Below are 19,967 nucleotides of genomic sequence, written 5' to 3' on the forward strand. Positions count from 1 at the left end.
GGCGAGCGCCTGAACACGCGGACGAGCTGGGATCCAGAGACCTCTTCTCACCGAAGAGGTCTTTGCGTTTGTGCGGCGGCGATGACCGCGGGCGCCGCGGCGTCGCCGCGCTCCACGATGAGCTTCACTCCGGGGCCCCGCGCTGCCCGGCGATGGCGGACAGCGATGGGCTGGGCACCCCACCTCATGTTCATGCTGGCGAAGCGTCTCCTCATCCCTGCTGCTCTTCTCCTCCCGCTGGCCTGCTCGAGCGAGGCGAGCGACGCTGTCGACGTGGGCGGGGACGTCGGTGACGACGCGCTCATCGTTCCGGAAGACCTCACCGTCATGGCGCGCCCCGGCGGGAACGGCGTGCTCAACGTGATCGCGCTGACCCTTCGCAAAGGACCGACAAGCACCGAGATCTATGCCGCCTTGAGGAACGACGGCGACACCCCGGCGTGCCACGCTGCCGTTGCCGTCGAGCTCTACGACAGGAGCCAGCAGGCCCTGGCAGCTGGCATCAACGGGTTGCTCACGCAGCATTTCTATCGACTCACGGATGGCTCGGACACCATCGCTGCGTGCGTGGGTCCAGGTGACGTGAGCATGGCCGCGGTGACGGACTTGCCGGCGGACATCGCGATCGAGGACGTGGGATACGTCATCTATCGGTGCCCTTACTTCGCCCTCGACGTCGTTCCCATCGATGGCCTCACCATCAGCGAAGTGAAGGCCGTCGCTGGTGACGCCGGCACGGCGTACACGGGCACGCTCCACAACGGGCTCGACGTGGCGGTGAGCGATCCCTCCGCCACGGTCTTCTCGGTCAACCGCGTCGGGCGTCCGCTCGGCGTGGCGTTCGCCAGCGGCTCAGTCGAAGTTCCGCCGGGCGGCAGCTGGGCCTTCGAGACGAACACGGTGGACACGCCCGGACCTGGTCACGCCGCATACCCGGCAGGCGCGATCGGAGAGCCGTAGACGATCGCCCAGGTCGGCGCGATCGTCCCGGAGCGTACGGAGAGGCCGGACTGTAGCTTCATGTCCAGGCGCCTGGAAGCGCCGGCGTGTCGCCGTTCCCGGATCGGGATCGGCTATCCAGGGGGGGCGGCGGGCCTCTGCCTGTGGAGCGCCGCCCCCCCGTCGGCGGCTACTCGCCAGGCCCTGCTACTCCAGCGCGCCGTCGGCGATCCACTGCGCCATCGCCTGGATGTAGTCGTCGGGTACGCACTTGGCATCCCCTTCGTTGACGCACTCGATGGGCATCCGCGGCGTATCGCCGCACGGCCCCTTCAGGATCTTGATGAGGGCGCTCTCTTCCGGCTTGCCAGGATTCACGATCGGGATTCCGCCGCACGCCTCGGAGATGTGCGAGACCATCCTCGCGCGCAGCTCTTCGTCGATCTGCAAGTCCAGGGGGTTCATCTCGTCGTTATGACAACCCGCCCCGAAACAAGAAGCCATCTGGATGACGGACTTCACCGTAGCGAACGTCGGTGCGATCTCGTTGCCAGTGCCGGTCGAGCCGCCGCCGGTGCCGCTGGTCGCGCTGGTGCTCGCGCTGGTCGAGCCAGTGGTGCCCACCGAGGTCACGCCGCCACCCGAGCCCCCGCTACCATCCGAGCCGCCGGCGCCTCCGACGCCTGTATCATCAGGGTTGTCGCTGCAGCCTGCGAGCGGTGACAGGATAGCGACGATGGCTGCCGCGATGAAGCTTGAGAGTCGAAGTTTCATGGTTCACGATGAAGGTGGTGAGAGAGAAGGTTTAGCTCTGGTTCCCGTTGGATCGAAGCAATAGGCTTCGAGCTTCCGATTGCAGAGGCGACGTCCGATAGGTCAATGGGATTGCTGCTATCGAACTTTTCTGACCACGTCGCCCGCAGGCAAGCGCTGCGCGAGGCGAGGAACGTCCTCTTGGGTGGATAGAATGAGCAAAAGCGCTCCGAAAATCAAGCGGTTCGTGGCGTCCACCCTCGTGTACAGCCGTGCTGTACAGGTCAATTTCAAATCGGGTCTCGTGTGCTCAAGTCGGTCTCACGTGCCCAGACGCGCAATGACCGCAACGCTGTGCCAGGCGCAGGACATCTCGATGTATGCGGTGCCATTCCATCGTAACGGTCGTGCCCGCCTGAGCGCGTTCAAGGGGTGTCGACGTGTCCTCGCGGCGCGTCATGGTCAGCCGGAATACTCCCACAAGCGGCCTCCTGACCGACCCAGGCTCGGGCCATGTGGCCCGACGGTGACATCCCGGAGACCTCCGGGAGCGCGCTCGGAACACGACATCTGCACACCGCCCAGAGCACCTCTTGAATCCTCCGAGGCGCACCCCGTGGCGACCTGACAGCCCCCGGACCCGACGACAGCAAGGCTCGAATCAGCTATTTGCACCGTTCACGGAGGCGCGCGGCCGTGACCCAGAACATCTACGACGATCCCGTCTTCTTCGAGGCCTATTCCCAGCTCCGCCGTTCCGTCGAGGGCCTCGAGGGGGCGCCGGAGTGGCCGGCCCTGCGTGCCCTCGTGCCCGACCTGGCGAGGTTGCGCGTGGCGGACCTCGGGTGCGGCTTCGGCTGGTTCTGCCGGTGGGCGCGGGAGAACGGAGCAGCCCAGGTGCTCGGCCTTGACATCCCCTCGCGTCAGTCTCCGCCGACGCCCGCGTCGCGCCAGCGGATCTCCACGCGCTTCGCGCCGAGCTGCGTCGCGAGCGCCGTGAGCTGCCGCTCGGCCTGCGCCTTCGCGCGCGCCATCACGTTGCCCTCGAGCGCGGCCTTCTCGATCGCCTCCGTCGCCTCTTTCCGGGCGCGCGACTCGAGCTGCTCGTTGCGCCGCGCGAGCAGGCTCGTCGTCCGCGTGTAGACGTACGTCCCGTCCTCGTCGAGCCGCGTCGAGAAGACCTCGGGCACCGGCAGCGTGATCCGGGCGACGCCGGTCTCCGGGTCCATCGCGATGTCGTCCTCGCCGAGCCGCGCGAGGTCGACGCCGATGGTGACGTGCCCGACGGCGACGAGCAGGAGGGCGTCGGTCGCCCGCACCAGGCCGAAGAGACGGCTCTGGCGGTCGGCCAGATCCACGACCTTCTCGACGTGAACCTCCGTGGTCTCGAGCCGCGCGAGGTCGCGGATCGCGACGAGGAGCGCGGGAGACGGCCGCACGACGACCCCGCTCTCCGGCGCGGGCGCGCGGAGGCGCGGCGCCACCACGAGCGCGCCGAACCCGGCCGACGCGAGGAGCGCGACGACGAGCAGCGCGATCCGCGCAGCGCGGCCTGCGCGCGCCGCGGGGCGCGGCGCGTGAACGGCGACCGAAGCGTAAGGATCCTGGATCGGGCCTTCCATCAGAGGCTACCTCGGAGACCAGGGGCGCAGCAGGCGCCCGCCAGAGCTCGGCTGGACACGGGCCACAGGCGCCGCGCGTCCTCGTGAGAGAGTTCTGAGAACAGGAAGGCCGGAAGGCGAGAAGAAATCAACCACCTCGCCCGCCCGCGAGGCCAGCGCCGGCGACGCCCCCGGCGCGGGTCCGCCGCACGCGGCGCGCGGCGCGGCGGCCCGCTACGCCGCCGACGCCGTGGAGCGCAGCGCCGGGAGCGGACCCGCGCTCGAGGACGAGAGCGCCCGCTCGAGCGTCCAGTCGTCGACCTCACCCTCGGCCGCCTGCTCGATCGCGAGCCGCACGTCGCGGCTCGCGCAGCCCTCGGCCGCGATCCGCAGCCGCGCCGCGGTCTCGTCGTCGCGCGACGAGGAGAGCGCGAGCGCGGCGCCGATGCGGAGCTCGGCCGGCGCGCCGCCGTCCTCGAGCACCGCGTACGCCTGCTCCCGCGTGAGCTTCGCCGTGCGGTAGTCGGCGCCGGCCTCGCTCACGAGGCAGCGCAGCGCCGCGCGCCACGCCGGCGCCGGCAGGCCGCGGCGCTCGAGGAGCGCGCCCACGCGCGCCGGATCGGGGTCGCCGCGCCCGCTCCGCTCGCGCAGCAGCGCGAGCAGGTGCTCGCGGCGCCGCTCGGCGAGCACCATGCTGAGCCCCGTCTCGCTGGGATCGCGCAGGAGCTGCGGCGGCACGATGGTGAGCGGGACCTGCGCGCCCCCCGCGAGCACGAGCTCGACCCCGAGCGCGGTCTCGTCGATCCGCTCGATGCAGGCGTAGGGGATGAAGCGCTCGCCCGCGTCGTCCCGCAGCGAGAGCCCGTCGCTGCCAGCCACCAGCACGCGGTGCGCGGAGCCCTCCCGGAGGAGCGCGGCGAGCCCCCACGCCGAGGCGCCCGTGACGACGCCGAGCGAGAGCGCGACGTCCGGATCGAGCACCGACCAGCAGAGGAGCGACATGAGCGCCGCGAGCCCGACGAACAGGCTGCGCCGGAGCGGCGGCGGGACGTCGTCGTACAGCCGGACACTCCACGTGCCCTGCGCCCGGCCGGCCGCGATCGCGCCGATCAGCTGCTCCGCGTCGGCCGGGTCGTCGACGCGCACGCGGATCACATCGCCGTCGTCCGTCCGCAGGGCGACCTCGCCGCCGGAGCTCGCCAGGCGCGCGCTCGTGAGCGAGAGGAGCGGGAACGAGCTGCGATCGCCGGGGCGCTCGATGCACAGCGCGTTGCTCACCCGGACGACGGCGGCGCCGGACGAGCCCACCGCCGCCCAGAGCCAGGCGAGCGGCGCGTAGAGCAGGCACGCCACGCAGAGCAGCACGAGCAGCGACCCGAGCAGCAGGACCGGCATCAGGAGCGCCATCGCGAGCCGGCCGGCGAGGGGCTCCACGAGCGAGGCGATCGAGAAGAGCACGAGCAGCCACGCCAGCGCGGAGCTGAGCAGCCGGCTGACGAAGCGGGCGTCCGCGTAGGGCTGGATGAGAACCCCGCAGCGCTTGAACACGCCGTCACTTCCAGCGGTTCGTGCCACCCCATCACGGTGAGGGCACGCGCCCGGGAGTTCAAGTGAACAGCGCAGTTTCAGCGCAGCAGGAACCGGGGCGCTGTACGGCGACGGCCGCCCTCAGTACGCGTCTCTCGGGCTGCGTCCCCGGGTCGAATCCATCGACCCACGTCCCCGACACGCGTCCATCACCCCACCTCCTCGGCGCGCATCCATCAACAGACGTCCCCGACACGCGTCCATCGGTCCACATCCTCGAGATGAGCCGATCGACCGACGTCCTCGGGGCGCGTGCCTCAGTACGCGTCGGCCGGGGCGCGCGCGTCTGCGGGGAGCGTGAGCGGGAGCATCTCCACGGCCGCGTCGCCGCCGTCCAGCCACTGGTAGCGCGCCAGGTTCGAGAGGACGCGACCCACATAGGTGCGCGTCTCGTCGTAGGGAATCCGCGCCACCCACACGTCGGTGTCCCGGTCGATGTTGCCCTCGAGCCAGTGCGACACGGCCCTGGGGCCCGCGTTGTACGCCGCCGTCGCGAGCGGCAGGCTGCGCTCGAACGTCCGGAGCAGCTTGCCGATGTAGAAGCCGCCGAGGCGCAGGTTGATCGGCGCGCTCTTGAGCTGGTCGAGCTCGAAGCCGAGCGAGAGCTCGCCCGCCGCCTTCTTCGCCGTCGCCGGCATGAGCTGCATCAGGCCCACCGCGCTCGCGGGGCTCACGACGACGGGATCGAACGCGCTCTCCTGGCGCATCAGCGCGTGGACGAGGCCCCGCGGCAGCCCGTGCTCCGCCTCGAGCGCGCGCACCTCGCCGGCGTACGGCTCGGGGTACACGCACTCCCACGTCCAGCGATCGGCCGGCGAGGGCGCGCGCTGGAGCGCCGCGGCGGAGACCGCCTGCGTGCCCACCCGGTAGCGGCGCTTCGCTGGCGAGAGCATGCCGTACATCCGGCAGAGCGCCTCGCTCTCCTGGCCGGCGTAGGGCGCCGTCGCCTCGCGCTCGTTCTCGGCGAGGTAGGCCTCCGCGTCGCGGTCGAGCCCCATCGAGGCGAGCAGCGCCGCGGCCGGCGGCAGCTTCACGTCGATGGGCTGGACGTCGCGGAGCGACGCCGGGACGAGCAGCGGCGGCATGGGCGCGCCCGCCGCCGCGAGGCGCGACCGCGCGAGCAGCGCGCCCCACGAGAGCGGCTGCTCCCGCATCACCTGCGTCCAGAGCCGCACAGCGCCGTCGAGGTCGCCCCCGCGCAGCGCCGCGAGCCCCGCGAGCTCGCGCAGCTTCGCCGCGTCGGCCGCGCGCGCGTCGCGCGCGAGCTGCTCGAGCGGCTGCCGCGCCCGCGCGGCGTTCGCCGTCGACAGCATCGCGAGCGCGCGCTCGTAGGTCGCGTCGCGGCGCCGCTCGCTCCGCGGGTACGCGTCGAGGAACCGGCCGTACTGCGCGACGGCCTCGGCGTAGCGCCCGACCTGCATGAGCAGCCGCGCCGAGAGCAGGCTCGAGAGCTCGCCCCACCGGGTCTTCCGGAACCTGCGCGCGACCGAGAGGTGCCGCTCGATCGCCTCGCTCTCGCGCCGGAGCCGCGAGAGCGAGCGCGCGGCGAGGTGGAGCTGCTCGGCCTGGCGCGCCGACGGCTTCGCCGCGACCTTGAGGAACGCCTCGACCGCGCGCTCGTAGTCGCGCGCCTGGTACAGCGCCGTCGCCCGGCGGTGGCGGCGCTCCGCCTCGGACACGCCCGACAGCTTGTCGAGCTCGGCGACCGCCTCGGCCGCGCTGCCCGCGGCGACCATGGCGTCGACCTTCTGGAGCCGGTCGTCCGGCGAGAGCGGCCCCGGCATCGCCGCGAGGAGCGCCGCGGCCTCGCGCCCGTCGGCCGAGGACGGCGCGCTCTTCACGATCCACCGGAGATCCGCGAGCGCGAGCCCCGCCGCGGCGGCCTTCGCGTCGCCCTTGTCCCCGGACCGCTCGGCCGCGTCGCGCGCGGCGAGCAGGACGCGCGCCCGCGCGAGCCGCGCGGCCGCCTCGTCGCGGGACCTGCGCGCGCGCTGCGCCGCGGCGACGGCCCGGTCCGCTAGGGCGCGCGCCTGCGCGAGGTCGCCGCCCTTCATGGCGGCGACCGCCGCGCGCGACAGGCCGGGCGCGCCGCCCGCGCGCTCGAAGTACGCCGCCGCCTCGAGGAACGGGCCCACCTCGAACGCCGCCTCGGCGCGGTGGCGCGCCACCTCGGGGGCGAGCAGCGGGAGCTCCTTCTCGAGGCCGTGGAGCAGCTCCACCGCCTTGCCGTGGTCGCCGAGCTCGAGCGCGACGCGCGCCCGCGCGTACTTCATCGCGGGCAGCGCGCGCTGATCCATGGGCAGCGCGTCGAGCCGCTCCGCCGCCTCGGCCCAGCGCTCGAGCCGCACCGCCTCGACCCACGCGCCGTCCACCGCGGGCGACGCGACGGCGGCGATGGCCGCGGCGGCGCCGCTCACGGCGGACGGCACGGCCGGCGGCGCGACGCGCGCGGTGCTCTGCGACGGCGGCGGGCCGGCGGCGCGGTGCTCGGCGCACGCGGCGAGCGAGACGACGAGGACGCACGCGGCGGCCAGCCGGCGACGCGCTCCCCGTGAAGACGGCTTCGGTGGCGACGGAGCCCGTGTCATAGCCGACCCGGCGCGGTGGACGTCCCGCCGGCAGCGCGCCGCGAGGAGATGGCCCCGCGGGGCGGCGGCCTCCGCGCGCAGGCCGCTCGCGCCGCAGCGCCCGCGCTGCCGACCCCTCTAGCTAGCAAGCTTCGGCGCCACGTCGCAAACAAAGTGTCGGGGCGGACGCGATCCACCGCTTGCCGATCTCGACGTCCTCCTCGAACAGGAAGGCCTCCACCTCGTCGAGCGAGCCGGCGCGGTTCGGCGGCGCACCGAGGCGGAGCGCGGCGGCCTTGCCGAAGGCGGCGGCCACGGGGTGCGGCGAGCTCGCGAGCCGCAAGAGCTCGGGCACGAGCTCCGCCGCCCCGAGCTCGGCCGCGAGGATGGCCGCCAGCGGCCGCGGATCGGCGGGGCAGTCGTGGCTCCACGAGAGCGCCGAGCGCAGCACCGCGACCGTCTCGGGAGCCGCCGCGCGCGCCGCCGCGGTGCGGTAGCCGCCCCCGGGCAGCGCGAGCTGCGCAGCGCCGCGGCTCGTGGCGCACACGCCGTCCGCCGCCTGCAGCAGGGCCGCGGCGATCGGCTCGGTCACGCCGTCGCCGAGCGCCGTCTGCCCCTCGATGTCGCCGGCGACGGGCCGCGCCGCCTCCTGCGCGTAGCCCTCGAGGTTGGCGAGCAGCCGCTCGAGGTCCACCGCGCCCGCGGCGCGGCCGGCGAGCACGTCGCGCGCTGTGTGCACGGTCACGAGGCTCGACACGATCGCGGGCGTGCCGCCGCGCATCGTGTGGGAGACGTCGACGCGCACCCGCTTGACGGCGGGCCACCGGAGCACGCGCGGCTCCGTGTCCGGGTCGACGAGGATGCCCCAGGGCACGACGGCCATCGTCACCTCGCGCGCGCCGCGCTGGGCCGGGAGGCGGTGCTCGGCGCGGGCCAGCGCGAGCACGCCGAGCGCGCTCCCCATCGCCATGAGCCCCAGCGAGAGCGTCTGGCTCCCCGCGCTCCAGACGGCCGCGGCGATGCCCGCGAGCCCCGCCGTCCCCGCCGCGAGCGCGCCGGTCGAGCCGGGCTCCGGGTGGAGGCACACGTAGCGGAAATCCGGCGGAGGCAGCTTGCGCAGCACGGTGACGACCCCGGACGACGACTCTAGGCCGCCGCGCCCCCGCGCGCTACCGCAGGCGCCGTGGCGCCCGCGCACCGGCGAGGCATGCCACGGCGCGTCGACGGCGCGCGGGTGCAGCCGCAGCGGCAGGCGCTGCCGTCGGTGGCCGACGCAGGCGGGGATCCGCGCGCGCGCTGCGCGGTGATAGCTTCGCGGGCGGTGCTCCTCTCCCGCGTCCACCTCGCCCACATCGGTCCCTTCGATGATCTCTCGCTGTCCTTCGAGGACGCCGCCGGCGCGCCGCGTCGGCTCGTCGTCCTCTTCGGCGGCGACGGGGTCGGCAAGACCTCGATCCTCTCGGCGATCGCGTCGACGCGGCCCGGGTACGCGGTCGCACAGCAGAGGTCGCGCGCCGACGACGGTGCGCCCCCGCTGGTCGTCACCGACTGGATGCTCGGGACGGACGACCCCGCGCGCGTCCACCCGCTTCGCGTGGCGAGCCCCAACGCGCGCCTCGACGAGCCCGAGGAGACGGCGCTGCTGCGGCGGAGGGAGCAGTCGCTGTTCGAGCGGCGCGCGGCGGAGGGGGGCTTCGTCCTCGTCGCGCTCTCTGGCGCGCGCTGGTTCTCCCGCACGTCGCTGATGCTGACGACGCCCGAGCGCAGCGTCCTCCGCTACGACGTGCGCGCGGCGGCGAGCTTCGACGACGCGACGCGCACCGACCTCGCGCGCGAGACGAAGCAGGTCCTCTCGTTCATCCCCATCGCGGCCGCGCTCGCGCGCGACCGCGCGTCGGGCAGGCCGGACGCGCAGCCGGACCGGCCGCTGGACGCGCGGCCGGATGGGGAGCTGGACGGGCGGGCCGATGCGCTGGCAGGCGGGCGAGCCGAGGTGACGCCGGACGCGCGGGTGCACGCGCCCGCGGACGCGCGGCCGCACGCGCAGCCAGCGCGGCTCGAAGCGCTCGATCGCGCGCTGCGGGAGGTCCTCGCCGAGCTGCTCGAGGGCCACGGCGCGCGCTACGTGGGGGTCGACCCGCTCCGGCTCGAGCCGATCTTCGAGCGCGCCGACGGCCAGCGCGTCGACTTCGACGACCTCGGGCGCAGCGCGCGTCACGCCGTCGCGTTCGGCGCGCTGGCGCTCCGCGCCCTCGCGTCCGCGCACCCGAGCGGCGATCCGCGCCTGGCCGAGGGGGTGGTGCTGATCGACGACATCGAGGCGCAGCAGCCGGTGCACCGGCAGCGCTCGCTCCCCGCCCGCCTGCGCGCGGCGCTGCCCAACGTGCAGTGGATCGTCACGACGTCGTCGCCGGCGATCGCGCTCGGCTGCGAGCTCTCCGACGTGATCGCGCTCCGCCGCGAGCCCTCGTCCGGGCGCATCGAGCCGCACGAGGGCCCGGACGCCGTGCTGCACTAGCGCCCGCGATCCGACGTCGCGCCGACGTCGCGCCCGCAGCGCCGGCCTCGCGCCGTCCGGGGTCGCGGGTCGTGCGGGACCAGGGGAACCGCCAAGGCGCCAAGGACGCCAAGAAATTCAATAACTTGGCGTTCTTGGCGTCTTGGCGGCTCGATCCTCTGCGGCCTGCCTGCGGTGAGCACCGCACCACCGGCCCGCGCGCCGCGCGCGTCAGGCGAGCGGCACGGCGAGGAGCACGATCTCCTTGCCGCGCACCTCGACCTTGTAGCGCATCGGCTTGCCGTGCTTCCGCCCGAGCTCCTGCTCGCTCGCCTTGAGGCGCGCGACGAACGCGTCGCGCGTGATGTGGTCCACCGGATCGCCGAGCGACCTCTTCGCGGCGATGTACTCGGCGAAGATGCGCGCGTAGTAGGCGTCCTCCGGCTCCTCGAGGAGCGCCTTGGCGTCCGCCGGGATCTCGCCGGGGGACAGCGCGGCCATCCGCTCGTCGACCTCGAGGGCGTCCCGGAACGACGCCGACGTCGGGGCGCGCGACGGCCGCCCCTCGGCGTCGGTCTCGTCCTCCTGAACGCCGAGGAGCTGGTTCAGGAGCGAGTTCAGCCGGAACACGAGGCCGCCGAGCTCGGCGTGCTCGATCCCGAACCGGAGATCCGTCCGGCCGTTCATGATCGCGAGCAGGCCGTCCTCGATCTCGGAGACCGGCTGCGAGATGTACGCGTCCAGGAAGTAGGCCGCGATCACGACGAGCACGAGCCCGAGCGCGGTGACGCCGAGCATCGGCCACAAGAGCGAGCTCGCGAGCCCCGGCGTCCTGAGCGGCGCGATGCTGAGCAGCACCGCCCGCCGGCCGTCGCCGTAGCCGTCGAGCGCGTGGCTCACCGCGCTGTACTCGCCGGACAGCCCGCCGATGTCGACCATCCGCCCCGAGCTCAGCGCGCGCAGGGCGCTGTCCTTCGCCGGCGACGCCGTGAGCGCCGAGACGAGCTGCGGGGGGACGTCGCGCGACTTCGCCACCACGTCGAGCCCGTCGCCCGACTGCATCGCGACGACGAGCAGGCGCCCGCTCGTGCGCTCGCTCGCGTTGGTCAGCCGCTCGTCGTTCAGCGCGGTGCCCACCGCGACCGCGCCGACGATCTGCCCGGCGTCGCTGCGGATGGGCGCGTAGGACGCGAGGAGCTGCTCGTTGCGCGCCCGGCTCACCCACACGTCCGAGCCGGTCACCCCCTGCTCGATGGCGCGCATCAGCGACGGGTAGACGGCGCCGAGGTTGTCCCCGCGCATCAGCGCGGAGGCGTTGCGTCCGAGCACCACGCCCTTCGTGTCGACGAGGACGACGAGGGACGGCGGGGTCCTGGCCAGCTCGGGCGAGGCGGCGACCGCCTCCCGGATGGCGTTGGCGGCGCTCGTGGCCGCCTCGGCGCGGGCGGGGGCGGTGCCGGCGTTGAACGGCTCGCGCAGCTTGGGGTCGCTCGCGTGGGAGGCGAGCCACCGCTCCAGGACGAGGCCGTCCACCTGGAGCTGCGCCATGGCGGCCGCGAGCGCGCGGGGCGCCTCGCCCGGGCTCGCGATCTCCCGGAGGGAGGCGCGCGCGAGGGCGTACGCGAGCCCTCCGACCATGAGGACAATCACGGCGAAGACTGCGATGATCTTTCCGCGCATCCTGCGTCTCCACTCCTTCTTTCCGGGGCTCAGGGCAAGCTACCATCCGCTGCGGCGCTGCTACAACTCTCCACCCAGCTCATGGTGCACTTGAATCAGCCGCACTCCGAAGCCCCGCGCCTCTACGTCGTCGACGATGCGCTCTTCGAACAACACCGCGCGCGCGGCGCGCACCCCGAGCGCCCGGAGCGCCTCGAGGCAGCCCGCCGCGCGATCGAGCGCTGCGCCGCGTCCGGCCTCTCGCTGGAGCGCGTCACGTCGCGCGACGCCACGCTGGACGAGCTCGCTCGGGTCCACGCCCCGCGGTACCTGGAGTCGCTCGATCGGGTCAGCGGCCACTACGCGGCGCTTGACCCCGACACCTACGTCGTTCCGCGCTCGGTCGACGCGGCGAGGCGGGGCGCCGGCGCCGCGGCGGCGCTCGTCGAGGCGGTGCTCGCGGGCCCCGGTCAGCTCGGGGTCGCGCTGCTGCGCCCGCCCGGCCACCACGCCACGCGCGACGCCGGCATGGGCTTCTGCCTCCTGAACAACGTCGCCGTGGCCGCGAGGGCCGCCTTGAACAGCGGGCTCTCGCGGGTGGCGGTGATCGACTTCGACGTGCACCACGGCAACGGCACGCAGGACATCTTCTGGGACGACCCGCGGGTGCTCTTCTGCTCGCTGCACCAGTGGCCATTCTATCCGGGCACCGGCGCCGCCGAGGAGATCGGCGGCGGCGAGGGCGTGGGCTACACGGTGAACGTGCCGCTGTCCGACGGGGCGACGGACGCCGTCTACGAGGCGGCGTTCGACGAGATCGTCCTCCCCGTGCTCGACGAGTACGCGCCCGAGCTGATCCTCGTCTCGGCGGGGTTCGACGCGCACGAGCGCGATCCGATGGCGGCGATGAAGCTGTCGCGCGCGGCCTACGCGGCGATGGGCCGGCGGCTCGCGGCGATGGCGACCGCGAAGGCGCGGGGGCGGCTCGCGATCCTCCTGGAGGGCGGCTACGACCTGGCCGCGCTCGAGAGCTCGCTCGCGGCGGCGCTGCTCGCGGCGTCCGGTCGCGAGCCGGCCGAGGAGCCGGTGGGCGCGCCCTGGCAGCCGGGGCAATCGGCGCCGCCGGCGCAACCGGCGCAGCGCGCGCCGATCTCGACGCGCCACCGGGCGGACCTGGACCGGGCTCGCCGGGTCGCGATGCGCCGGTGGGCGACGCTCTGAGCGGACGGCCGGCGCGGGCCACGCCGCCGGCCGGGGGTGGTGCGGTACTTACCGCAGACAGGCCGCAGAGGATCGAACCGCCAGGACGCCAAGAACGCAAAATCATTGAGATTTCTTGGCGTCCTTGGCGCCTTGGCGGTTCCCAAAGTCCCGCACGTTCGGCCAACGTCCCGCACGACCTGGCCGGGGCGGGGGCACCCGGGGAGTGGCCGGAGCGGCCGGGTCACGGGCGCGGGGGCCGAGCTCCCGGGCGGGTTGAAAAAACAGCGACGGGCCGGTGCGTTACCCGATTGCACTCTGCGCGAAGCTGAGTATTCTCCCAGGCCTTCGCAGCCCACGGGCCGCGAAGAACGGTGGGTATAGCTCAGTTGGTAGAGCACTGGATTGTGGCTCCAGTTGTCGCGGGTTCGAATCCCGTTACTCACCCCAGGTAGAACAAGCCCGAGGCCGCCCAGCAGCGGGTGCCCCGGCGTCTGCACGACGACGTGGCTGAAGGTCGCCGAGGGCGGCCACCTCGGACACCTTCCCAGGGCGCTGCTCATGGGCGCGACGGCTCCGTGAGACGGAGTGCGCGTCGCGACCGCCGCGCGCAGGCGACCGCCTGACGTGCGGCGGTCGCGACGTGCGCCGCATGCGAGAGCCCGGCTCACCGGAGGACCGCGCCGCCAGCTCGCGCGCCCTGCCCGCCGGGTGTGACGCCGCCCCCGCGTCCCCTCCTCCTCATCCACATCCACGAGATCAACGAGCCGAGGACGTCCCGTCCTGCTCCTCCTGGAGCGCGACGCCGATCGCGGCCAGGGCGCCCGAGCGAGCGCAGGTCGCCTGTCCATGAGCGCGCCCGCACGGCACGTCATGAGCGCGCCCGCACATCACGAACGCCCGCTCGGCGCCCCATGAGCGCGCCCGCACGTCATTCCGCGAACGCGGTTCGACAAGCGCTCTTCACGCGTCCCCGAGACATCGATTCTCTGGATATCCATCCATCGCGGTGAGCTCTTCTCCAGTCCATCGGAGACAGCTGGTCTCTCTTCTGTAACCAGTTCGCCACAGGACCCGCGTAGCGTCCGCGCGCATGAAAACCTCTCTCGCTGGGAGCCGCGCGGTGGCCGCGCGCCTCATGTCTGCTGCCCTCCTCGCGCTCGGCGCGCCGGGGCTCGCGTCGTGCGCCGTCGAGCCGAGCGACGCCGCGGATGATGCCGAGTTGCCGGCGCCCGGCGACGTCGATGTCGTCCGGCCGCTCGAGCTGTCGGAGCGCGCCCGCGTGCCGGAGAAGGAGCCGGGGTTCGTCGCCGCGGCGCTCGGGGACAGCGAGCTTGTCATCACCCATGACGGCAGCCTTTCGCCGTTCGCCCCGGGCGACGTGCTCGGCGGCACGGCGGGAGGCGGCTACCTCGCCCGCGTCGTGCGCGTCCGCGCGCTCGACGCGACCCGGGTCGCCCTCGAGACGGCGCCCGCCCACCTCACCGAGTTCATCACGGAAGGGCACTTCCACGTCCACTACGACGCCCGCGAGTACGCCCGCGCGCTCGACGAGCACCTCGCGCGCGCCCGCGAGCTCGGCGACGAGGACGGCGAGCAGATCGCCAGCCAGGCAGAAGCGCTGAAGATCTCGTCCGGCGCGTCGCTGAAGCTCCTCGATCTCACCTCGGCCTCCCTCCCGGCCTCGTGCGGGATCACCGCGAACGGGTCGGCGGTCCTCGACGTCACCGCCGAGCTGTCTCCGGTGCTCGACCTCGAGGTCCACGTCGGTCCGAGGGGCAAGATGAACCCGGTGCCGGAGCTGAAGCAGCTCCGCTTCGTCGCGTCCGGCAGGCTCGACGTGAACGCGAAGCTCCACGGCGCCGGCACGGTCACGGGGAGCTGCGCGGTCGATCTCCTCGAGCTCGCCGGGGGCGTCCCGAGCCTGCCGCTGCCCACGCTGACGTTCTGGGTGGGGCCGGTGCCCGTCGTCGTCACGACGAACGTCGTGCCGAGGGCGAGCGCCGATCTGGCGCTGTCGTTCACGGCCGCCGACGTGGCCGCAGAGGCGCAGACGACCGCCGAGCTCGCGGCCGGCGTCGATTACAGGGACGGGACGTGGAGCACGATCTGGGAGCCCTCCTGCTCGGCCTCGGGCACGGCCTCGGTCGGGGCGCCCGGCGCGATCACGGCGTCCGGCAAGGTGAGCGCCGGCGCGGAGCTCCGGGCGCGCCTCTACGGCATCCTCGGACCGAACGTCGGAGTCCAGGCGTACGCGCGGGTCACGGCCGAGACCGCGCCGCCTTACTGCTCGTACGACGCGCGGGTCGACGGCGGCGTGCGCGCCTACGCCGAGGCGGAGGCCGGCGTGTCGGTCGGCCCGCTCGACCTCACGCTCAAGAGCCTCGATCTCGTCGATCTCGAGCTCTTGCGCTTCGACGGACCGCGCACATCGGGTCCCCTCCGCGACGCGCCCGAGTGCGGCGCGGAGCCCTGATCGCCGCGCCGATCCGGCAGGGAGGCGAGGCGCGCCCCGCCTCCCGCGCGCAGCCTCGCCCGCTCAGCGGCTCAGCGATCTGCGCACGCGACGTACTCGCAAGACGCGAAGGCCACGCACTCCTCGGTTCGCTCCACGAGGCTGTCTCCCTCGAGGCCCAGGCACGCGGTCTCACAGCTCGTCTGGCTGGGCGGCGGGGTCCCGTTCTCCTCCGCGCAGAGGATGCGGTGCTTGCAGAGCTCGCTGCACGCGTGCAAGTCCTCTTCGTCCTTGCACCCCGCGACCGCTGCGGCCAGGAGGCCGAGGGCGGCGATGGCGAGGGACATCGATCGGAGTTCTGCGTTCTTCATGGGCAGCTCACCTCGGTTGTGGAACGGCGACTCCCCGTGAGCCGCCCGACGCCGGCCGGCCCCCGGATCAGCGCACGAGAAGGCGAGCGCCGGCCCGGATACGGTGCCAGCGCCCTGCATCAGGCCTGCAAGCCTCACCATGAGGCCACGCCCTCGCGCCGAGCATAGACGAATCCAGGAGCGCCGCCCACGGCGCGGCGGCACGGCGCGCCCGGCCGCCCCGCGATCCGGAGCCACCTCGCCGCCGCGCCGCCACGCTGGCCCGATCCGTCGGGCGTGGTACATTGCGTCATGGGCGTCCTGACGCGCCCGCCGAGCCTGTTGAGATCGACGACGAATGCGCGCCAAGGAATCCGATACCCTGCTCGAGGCCGATCCAGCCCAGCGGCCGGATCGCGAGAGGCCCGAGTCCACGCGGCTTCCGCTCGTGCTCGTGTTCGATGACGACACGGGCGCGTGGCAGCCGCTCGGCGCCCTCCTCTCGGAGCGATACCGCCTCGTCGTGTGCGCCTCGGCCCTGGACGCGGTCGCCGCCTTCACCGACGACACCTGCGCCGTGATCATCGATGTCCGGATGTCGGGTCAGGACGGCTTCTGGGTCTGCGACCAGATCCGGAAGGTGCAGCCGGAAGTGCCCGTGATCTTCTACGCGGCGACCCGGGACGAGAAGGACTCGTTCGAGGTCATCCACGCGCACCGGCCGTTCGCCTACGTCGACAAGCAGGGCCCGGCGCAAAGGCTCCTCGACGCGCTCGAGAAGGCGACGCGGATCTTCCAGAGCACCCTCCGCAGCAGGCGCATCATCGAGCGGCTGCAGCGCCGCCGGCAGGAGGCGGTCTGACGCCGCAGCCGGAGCAGCAGCCGCCGGAACCGCCGCAGCCAGGGAGGGCTCGCTCGAGCGGAGACCGGCGCGACCTCTTTCGCACGCTGGTCCAGCTGGTGCTCAGCCTGGGCGCGCTCTTCGGCCTGATCGCGCTCGCGGCGCACCTCGCGCGCGACCAGCTCGACGCGCTCGGCCGCGGGTTCGTGGAGCGCTTCGGCCTCGCAGGGATGTTCGTCGGCACGTACCTCGCCGACGCGTTCTCGTTCCCCATCCCGCCGCAGTTCTACATGCTGACGGCGATCTCGTCGGGAGGGTCGCAGGTCCCGCCCATGATCGTGATCTCCGTGGCCTCGCTCCTCGCCGGCTGCACGGGTTACTACCTCGCCAACCACCTCGCGCGTTTCCGCATCTTCGCGGCCCGCCTCGAGCGGACCCGGCCCAGGATAGACCGGCTGTTCGAGCGATACGGATACTGGGCCATCGCGATCGGGAGCCTCTCGCCGATCCCCTTCTCGATGCTCTGCTATCTGTCGGGCCTCTACCGCATCCCGTCGCGCTACTTCTTCACCATGGTGCTGTTCCGGATACCCCGACTGCTCATCTTCTACGCGCTCATCCGGATGGGATGGGCCGAGTGACGCCGGCGCCCCGAGCCCCGGCGCTCCGTCACCCGAGCTCGCCCTGATTCCGCACGGACGGCAGGACCGGCTCCTCGGACGACGGGTTCACCCGGACGCGCTCCAGGATCTGGTCGACCATGCCGAGGTCGATCCCGGAGCGCTCCACCACGTTCCTGGAGAACAGCCGAGTCGCCTCCTTCGCGAGCTCCTCGTCCGGGAGGAACGGCCGCGCCGGCGACCGCGGCGCCGGCAGGCCGATCTCCTTCTCCAGCTCGGAGATCGCCCGGATCATCTCCTGGTAGCAGGCAGAGGCGATCTGCACGGAGAACGGGAACACCTGGGCATTGCCCCGGCCGGCGCGCACCGCGTGGAGCGTCGCGGCCGCCTGCTCGGCGAACTGGCGACTCCCGAACGCGTTGGCCATCTGCGCGTACATCGCGAGCGACTCCTGGTCCGCCGCGAGGTCGTCCTCCCTCGTGCGCGACGCCCCCGAGGGCGGCTCCGAGGACCACCGGACGACCATCCGCCCGTAATCGTCGAGCGCCCGCCGCTGGAGCGTCAGGCGCTCGAGGAGCGCCTCCCGCCGCTGTCTCTGGACCTCCGCCCGCTCCTCGTGCTCCGCCCGGCGCTCCCCGCTGAGATCTGCCGATCTGCGCGCGAGGTAAGCGCCGATGAAGAGGGCGACGCCGTTGCTAACAGCGATGAAGAGCATCTCCAGAATCTTGGGATCCATGCGGTTCTCAAGACTTCTATCACGTTCGCGCCGAACGCAGTGATATGCCGCACGACGCGAGGAAAAGTTGGCCCCCGCCGCCCTCCCGTGCAGGTGCGCCGACATCCCACAGACGGCCGCAGCGCGGGCGCGCGCCAGGCGAGCGCGCCGCGCGCCGGCGGCTCGTTCGAGCGGCGCGGCGCTCACGCGGCGCGGCGGCGCCCGGGGCGCGCGGGCGGCCGTGATAGGATGTCCGCATGACCGGTTCACCCGACGCCGGGGCCGGCCCGCACCTGGCCGGGCTCGATGGGACGCTCCGCGAGGCGCTCGAGCGGAGCCTCGCCGACCGGCTCGCGGGGAGCCCCGGGGCGGAGCTCAACCTGGACAACGCGTTCTGGGGCGCCCCCGCGCCTCGCGACCTCGGTGAGGCGCTCACCCGGCTCGGGCCGACGTGCGTCAACGTGGTTGTGCGCATCTTCGAGCGCCTCCGCGACATCGATCCTTCGCTCGGGCTGTCGAAGGAGATCAGGTATCTCCGCAACGTGTGGTTCGGTGGGAGCGCGGGATTCAAGGTGGTCTACGCGGAGCCCGCGGCGATGCGCGCGCGCCTCGACCAGACGTTCGCGGGGACGGGCGGTCGACGCGTCGCGCGCGACACGATCCTCGGGGGGATCGAGCACCAGCGGGGCGCCTTGTGGGGCGCGCTCCCGGGCACCATCGCGACGATCGTCCGGAGCGGCTTCCGGGGCGGCGAGCCGCTCGACGCGGACTCCTGGCGCGAGGTGCACCGGCCCGACGAGGAGGCGGTGCACCTCTGCGTCGGCAAGCGCGAGCCGCGGCTGCCGGAGCTCGACGACATCCACCTCGACTGGCGATCCCCGGTGGTGGGCGTGAACGAGGCGACGCGCCGCTGCCGGTATGGCTTCTTCATCGGCGTCGTCCACTGGACGCAGGCGCGCTTCGGGCTCGGCAAGCCGGTGTTCCCGCTCCAGCGCATCGATGACACGGTCGCCACCCTCTCCGCCGCCTCGCCGCGCAGCGACGCGCCGGCGCCCTGGACCGAGTTCGTGGCGCGCTGGCGCGACGCGCGGTGGACGCTCGCGATGCGGGGCCGCGACGGCGCGGAGGAGGCGCACCGCTGGCTACACGAGTGCGAGGCGCTGGCCCCGGCGCCGCCCGGGAACGGCTGAGGCAGCCGCCGTGCCCTACCCCGCCCCGGAAGGCACCGAGCTGATCGAGCACCTCGGCGCGGGCACCACCTTCGACGTCGCGCTGGTCCGCCTCGGGGATCCGCCGCGGGGCGCCGCGCGCGCGTCGGCGCTCGGGCCAGCGGGCGGGCCAGCGCGCGGGCCAGCGTTTGTTTGCAAGCGCCTCACCCCCGGCGCCCTCCACGCGCACGCCGGGCGGGCCGCCATCGTGCGCGAGGCGAAGGCGATCGCGCTGGCCCGGCACCCCGCCCTGCCCGCGCTCGTGCGCGTCGGCGCCGACCGCCACGGCCCGTTCCTCATCGAGACCCGGCGCGAGGGCACCTCGCTCCGCGGCGTGCTCGACGGGTGGCTCGGCCGCGGCCGGCCGCCGCCCGCCTCGCTCGTCGTCCACGTCGTCAGGACCGCGATCGAGGCGCTCGCCGAGCTCCAGGAGCTCGCCGACGGCGCGGGCGCCATCGGCCTCGTGCACGGCGACATCGGCCCCGATCACGTGCTGCTCGGCCCGCTCGGCGACGTCGGCCTGGTCGATCTGGGCGCCGCGCGGTTCCGCGGCATGGAGCCGGAGCTCGAGACCGCCGACCGGGGAACCGCCCCGTTCGTCGCCCCCGAGATCGCGCGCGGCGAGTCGCCGCCGACCCAGCGCGGCGACGTCTACGCGATGGCGGCGACCCTCGTCGCGTTCGCCACCGGCGGCGCGCCGCTCACGCGCGCGCGCGACAGGGCCGCGGTGCTCGTCGAGATCAGCGAGTCGGGCCTCTGCCTCGACGCGCTCGCGTCCGCGGACGCGCTCTCGCCGGGCCAGCGCCGCGCGCTCGCCCGCGAGCTCGACCGCGATCCGGCGCGCCGCGCCGGCAGCGCGCGGGCGCTCCTCGACGCGTTCGACGCCGCCCGCGGCGGGTGATGCCGGCCCGGACGTGCGGCGCGCGCGAACGGCCCCCCGCCCGCCCGCCAAACCCGTGGACGCACGCGTCGCAT

General features: G+C 73.6%; 16 protein-coding genes, 1 tRNA gene and 1 pseudogene. 10 read left to right on the plus strand and 8 right to left on the minus strand.

Annotated features, from left to right (window positions below; all coding sequences use genetic code 11):
• Nucleotides 1–192: 192 nt before the first annotated feature.
• Nucleotides 193–960, plus strand: coding sequence for a hypothetical protein (locus WMF24_RS32545; RefSeq protein WP_437731321.1), 768 nt, complete (start codon nucleotides 193–195; stop codon nucleotides 958–960).
• Between the two features lie 186 nt (nucleotides 961–1,146).
• Here WMF24_RS32545 and WMF24_RS32550 read toward each other — a convergent pair whose 3' ends face one another.
• Nucleotides 1,147–1,713 carry a hypothetical protein gene (locus WMF24_RS32550; protein ID WP_437731322.1) on the minus strand — a complete coding sequence of 189 codons (567 nt, stop codon included), beginning with the start codon at nucleotides 1,711–1,713 and terminating at the stop codon, nucleotides 1,147–1,149.
• A 675-nt stretch (nucleotides 1,714–2,388) separates the two neighbouring features.
• On the opposite strand from WMF24_RS32550, the pseudogene WMF24_RS32555 reads away from it, so the two are divergent.
• A pseudogene (locus WMF24_RS32555) lies at nucleotides 2,389–2,616 on the plus strand (SAM-dependent methyltransferase); the annotation flags it as partial.
• On the opposite strand, the gene WMF24_RS32560 reads toward WMF24_RS32555, so the two are convergent.
• The 4 genes from WMF24_RS32560 to WMF24_RS32575 all read right to left on the minus strand — a co-directional run bounded on the left by WMF24_RS32560 (nucleotide 2,616) and on the right by WMF24_RS32575 (nucleotide 8,798).
• Nucleotides 2,616–3,314, minus strand: coding sequence for a DUF4230 domain-containing protein (locus tag WMF24_RS32560; RefSeq protein ID WP_437731323.1), 699 nt, complete (start codon nucleotides 3,312–3,314; stop codon nucleotides 2,616–2,618). The pseudogene WMF24_RS32555 and the gene WMF24_RS32560 sit on opposite strands and share 1 nt — an antisense overlap.
• A 213-nt stretch (nucleotides 3,315–3,527) precedes the next feature.
• Nucleotides 3,528–4,841 carry a hypothetical protein gene (locus WMF24_RS32565; RefSeq protein WP_437731324.1) on the minus strand — a complete coding sequence of 438 codons (1,314 nt, stop codon included), beginning with the start codon at nucleotides 4,839–4,841 and terminating at the stop codon, nucleotides 3,528–3,530.
• Between the two features lie 296 nt (nucleotides 4,842–5,137).
• Nucleotides 5,138–7,468, minus strand: coding sequence for a transglycosylase SLT domain-containing protein (locus WMF24_RS32570; protein WP_437731325.1), 2,331 nt, complete (start codon nucleotides 7,466–7,468; stop codon nucleotides 5,138–5,140).
• 121 nt (nucleotides 7,469–7,589) lie between these two features.
• Nucleotides 7,590–8,798 carry a hypothetical protein gene (locus WMF24_RS32575; RefSeq protein WP_437731326.1) on the minus strand — a complete coding sequence of 403 codons (1,209 nt, stop codon included), beginning with the start codon at nucleotides 8,796–8,798 and terminating at the stop codon, nucleotides 7,590–7,592.
• Between WMF24_RS32575 and WMF24_RS32580 the strand changes: the two genes are divergently transcribed.
• Nucleotides 8,769–9,965 carry a hypothetical protein gene (locus WMF24_RS32580; protein ID WP_437731327.1) on the plus strand — a complete coding sequence of 399 codons (1,197 nt, stop codon included), beginning with the start codon at nucleotides 8,769–8,771 and terminating at the stop codon, nucleotides 9,963–9,965. The two genes, WMF24_RS32575 and WMF24_RS32580, sit on opposite strands and share 30 nt — an antisense overlap.
• Before the next feature lie 210 nt (nucleotides 9,966–10,175).
• On the opposite strand, the gene WMF24_RS32585 is transcribed toward WMF24_RS32580, so the two are convergent.
• Entirely contained in the window at nucleotides 10,176–11,624 is a 1,449-nt protein-coding gene (locus WMF24_RS32585; protein ID WP_437731328.1) for an MXAN_5187 C-terminal domain-containing protein, read from the minus strand.
• A gap of 81 nt (nucleotides 11,625–11,705) precedes the next feature.
• Here WMF24_RS32585 and WMF24_RS32590 point away from each other — a divergent pair, with 81 nt between their 5' ends.
• From WMF24_RS32590 to WMF24_RS32600, 3 genes are all read left to right on the plus strand, one after another.
• Nucleotides 11,706–12,824: a histone deacetylase family protein gene (locus WMF24_RS32590; RefSeq protein ID WP_437731329.1), complete on the plus strand. Its 1,119-nt coding sequence runs from the start codon at nucleotides 11,706–11,708 to the stop codon at nucleotides 12,822–12,824.
• A gap of 353 nt (nucleotides 12,825–13,177) precedes the next feature.
• Nucleotides 13,178–13,253, plus strand: a tRNA-His gene (locus WMF24_RS32595).
• Nucleotides 13,254–13,896: 643 nt separating this feature from the next.
• A complete protein-coding gene (locus tag WMF24_RS32600; RefSeq protein ID WP_437731330.1) occupies nucleotides 13,897–15,279 on the plus strand; it encodes a hypothetical protein in 1,383 nt (460 codons plus the stop codon).
• Nucleotides 15,280–15,350: 71 nt separating this feature from the next.
• Here the strand turns inward: WMF24_RS32600 and WMF24_RS32605 are convergent, their stop codons facing one another.
• Nucleotides 15,351–15,629, minus strand: a complete 279-nt coding sequence (locus WMF24_RS32605) for a hypothetical protein (protein WP_437731331.1) — start codon at nucleotides 15,627–15,629, stop codon at nucleotides 15,351–15,353.
• A 337-nt stretch (nucleotides 15,630–15,966) separates the two neighbouring features.
• Here WMF24_RS32605 and WMF24_RS32610 point away from each other — a divergent pair, with 337 nt between their 5' ends.
• Nucleotides 15,967–16,470: a response regulator gene (locus tag WMF24_RS32610; RefSeq protein WP_437731332.1), complete on the plus strand. Its 504-nt coding sequence runs from the start codon at nucleotides 15,967–15,969 to the stop codon at nucleotides 16,468–16,470.
• A gap of 98 nt (nucleotides 16,471–16,568) precedes the next feature.
• On the plus strand, nucleotides 16,569–17,090 hold the full coding sequence (locus WMF24_RS32615; protein WP_437731333.1) for a YqaA family protein: 522 nt from the start codon (nucleotides 16,569–16,571) through the stop codon (nucleotides 17,088–17,090).
• A gap of 28 nt (nucleotides 17,091–17,118) precedes the next feature.
• Here the strand turns inward: WMF24_RS32615 and WMF24_RS32620 are convergent, their stop codons facing one another.
• Nucleotides 17,119–17,805 (minus strand): hypothetical protein, encoded by a 687-nt coding sequence (locus tag WMF24_RS32620; RefSeq protein ID WP_437731334.1) that lies wholly within the window; start codon nucleotides 17,803–17,805, stop codon nucleotides 17,119–17,121.
• Between the two features lie 236 nt (nucleotides 17,806–18,041).
• On the opposite strand from WMF24_RS32620, the gene WMF24_RS32625 reads away from it, so the two are divergent.
• Together WMF24_RS32625 and WMF24_RS32630 are read left to right on the plus strand one after the other, a co-directional pair.
• Nucleotides 18,042–18,974 (plus strand): hypothetical protein, encoded by a 933-nt coding sequence (locus WMF24_RS32625; RefSeq protein WP_437731335.1) that lies wholly within the window; start codon nucleotides 18,042–18,044, stop codon nucleotides 18,972–18,974.
• Nucleotides 18,975–18,984: 10 nt separating this feature from the next.
• Nucleotides 18,985–19,893, plus strand: a complete 909-nt coding sequence (locus WMF24_RS32630) for a protein kinase domain-containing protein (RefSeq protein WP_437731336.1) — start codon at nucleotides 18,985–18,987, stop codon at nucleotides 19,891–19,893.
• Nucleotides 19,894–19,967 lie beyond the last annotated feature (74 nt).

The organism is Sorangium sp. So ce1335 (genome assembly GCF_051521615.1).
Classification (GTDB): domain Bacteria; phylum Myxococcota_A; class Polyangia; order Polyangiales; family Polyangiaceae; genus Sorangium.

Bases quoted from the DNA above. Each gene is read 5' to 3' on its own strand.
- WMF24_RS32590 (WP_437731329.1), top strand. From the start codon at position 11,706: ATGGTGCACTTGAATCAGCCGCACTCCGAAGCCCCGCGCCTCTACGTC.
- WMF24_RS32625 (WP_437731335.1), top strand. From the start codon at position 18,042: ATGACCGGTTCACCCGACGCCGGGGCCGGCCCGCACCTGGCCGGGCTC.
- WMF24_RS32545 (WP_437731321.1), top strand. From the start codon at position 193: ATGCTGGCGAAGCGTCTCCTCATCCCTGCTGCTCTTCTCCTCCCGCTG.
- WMF24_RS32610 (WP_437731332.1), top strand. From the start codon at position 15,967: ATGCGCGCCAAGGAATCCGATACCCTGCTCGAGGCCGATCCAGCCCAG.
- WMF24_RS32560 (WP_437731323.1), bottom strand. From the start codon at position 3,314: ATGGAAGGCCCGATCCAGGATCCTTACGCTTCGGTCGCCGTTCACGCG.
- WMF24_RS32600 (WP_437731330.1), top strand. From the start codon at position 13,897: ATGAAAACCTCTCTCGCTGGGAGCCGCGCGGTGGCCGCGCGCCTCATG.
- WMF24_RS32550 (WP_437731322.1), bottom strand. From the start codon at position 1,713: ATGAAACTTCGACTCTCAAGCTTCATCGCGGCAGCCATCGTCGCTATC.
- WMF24_RS32570 (WP_437731325.1), bottom strand. From the start codon at position 7,468: ATGACACGGGCTCCGTCGCCACCGAAGCCGTCTTCACGGGGAGCGCGT.
- WMF24_RS32585 (WP_437731328.1), bottom strand. From the start codon at position 11,624: ATGCGCGGAAAGATCATCGCAGTCTTCGCCGTGATTGTCCTCATGGTC.
- WMF24_RS32605 (WP_437731331.1), bottom strand. From the start codon at position 15,629: ATGAAGAACGCAGAACTCCGATCGATGTCCCTCGCCATCGCCGCCCTC.
- WMF24_RS32620 (WP_437731334.1), bottom strand. From the start codon at position 17,805: ATGGATCCCAAGATTCTGGAGATGCTCTTCATCGCTGTTAGCAACGGC.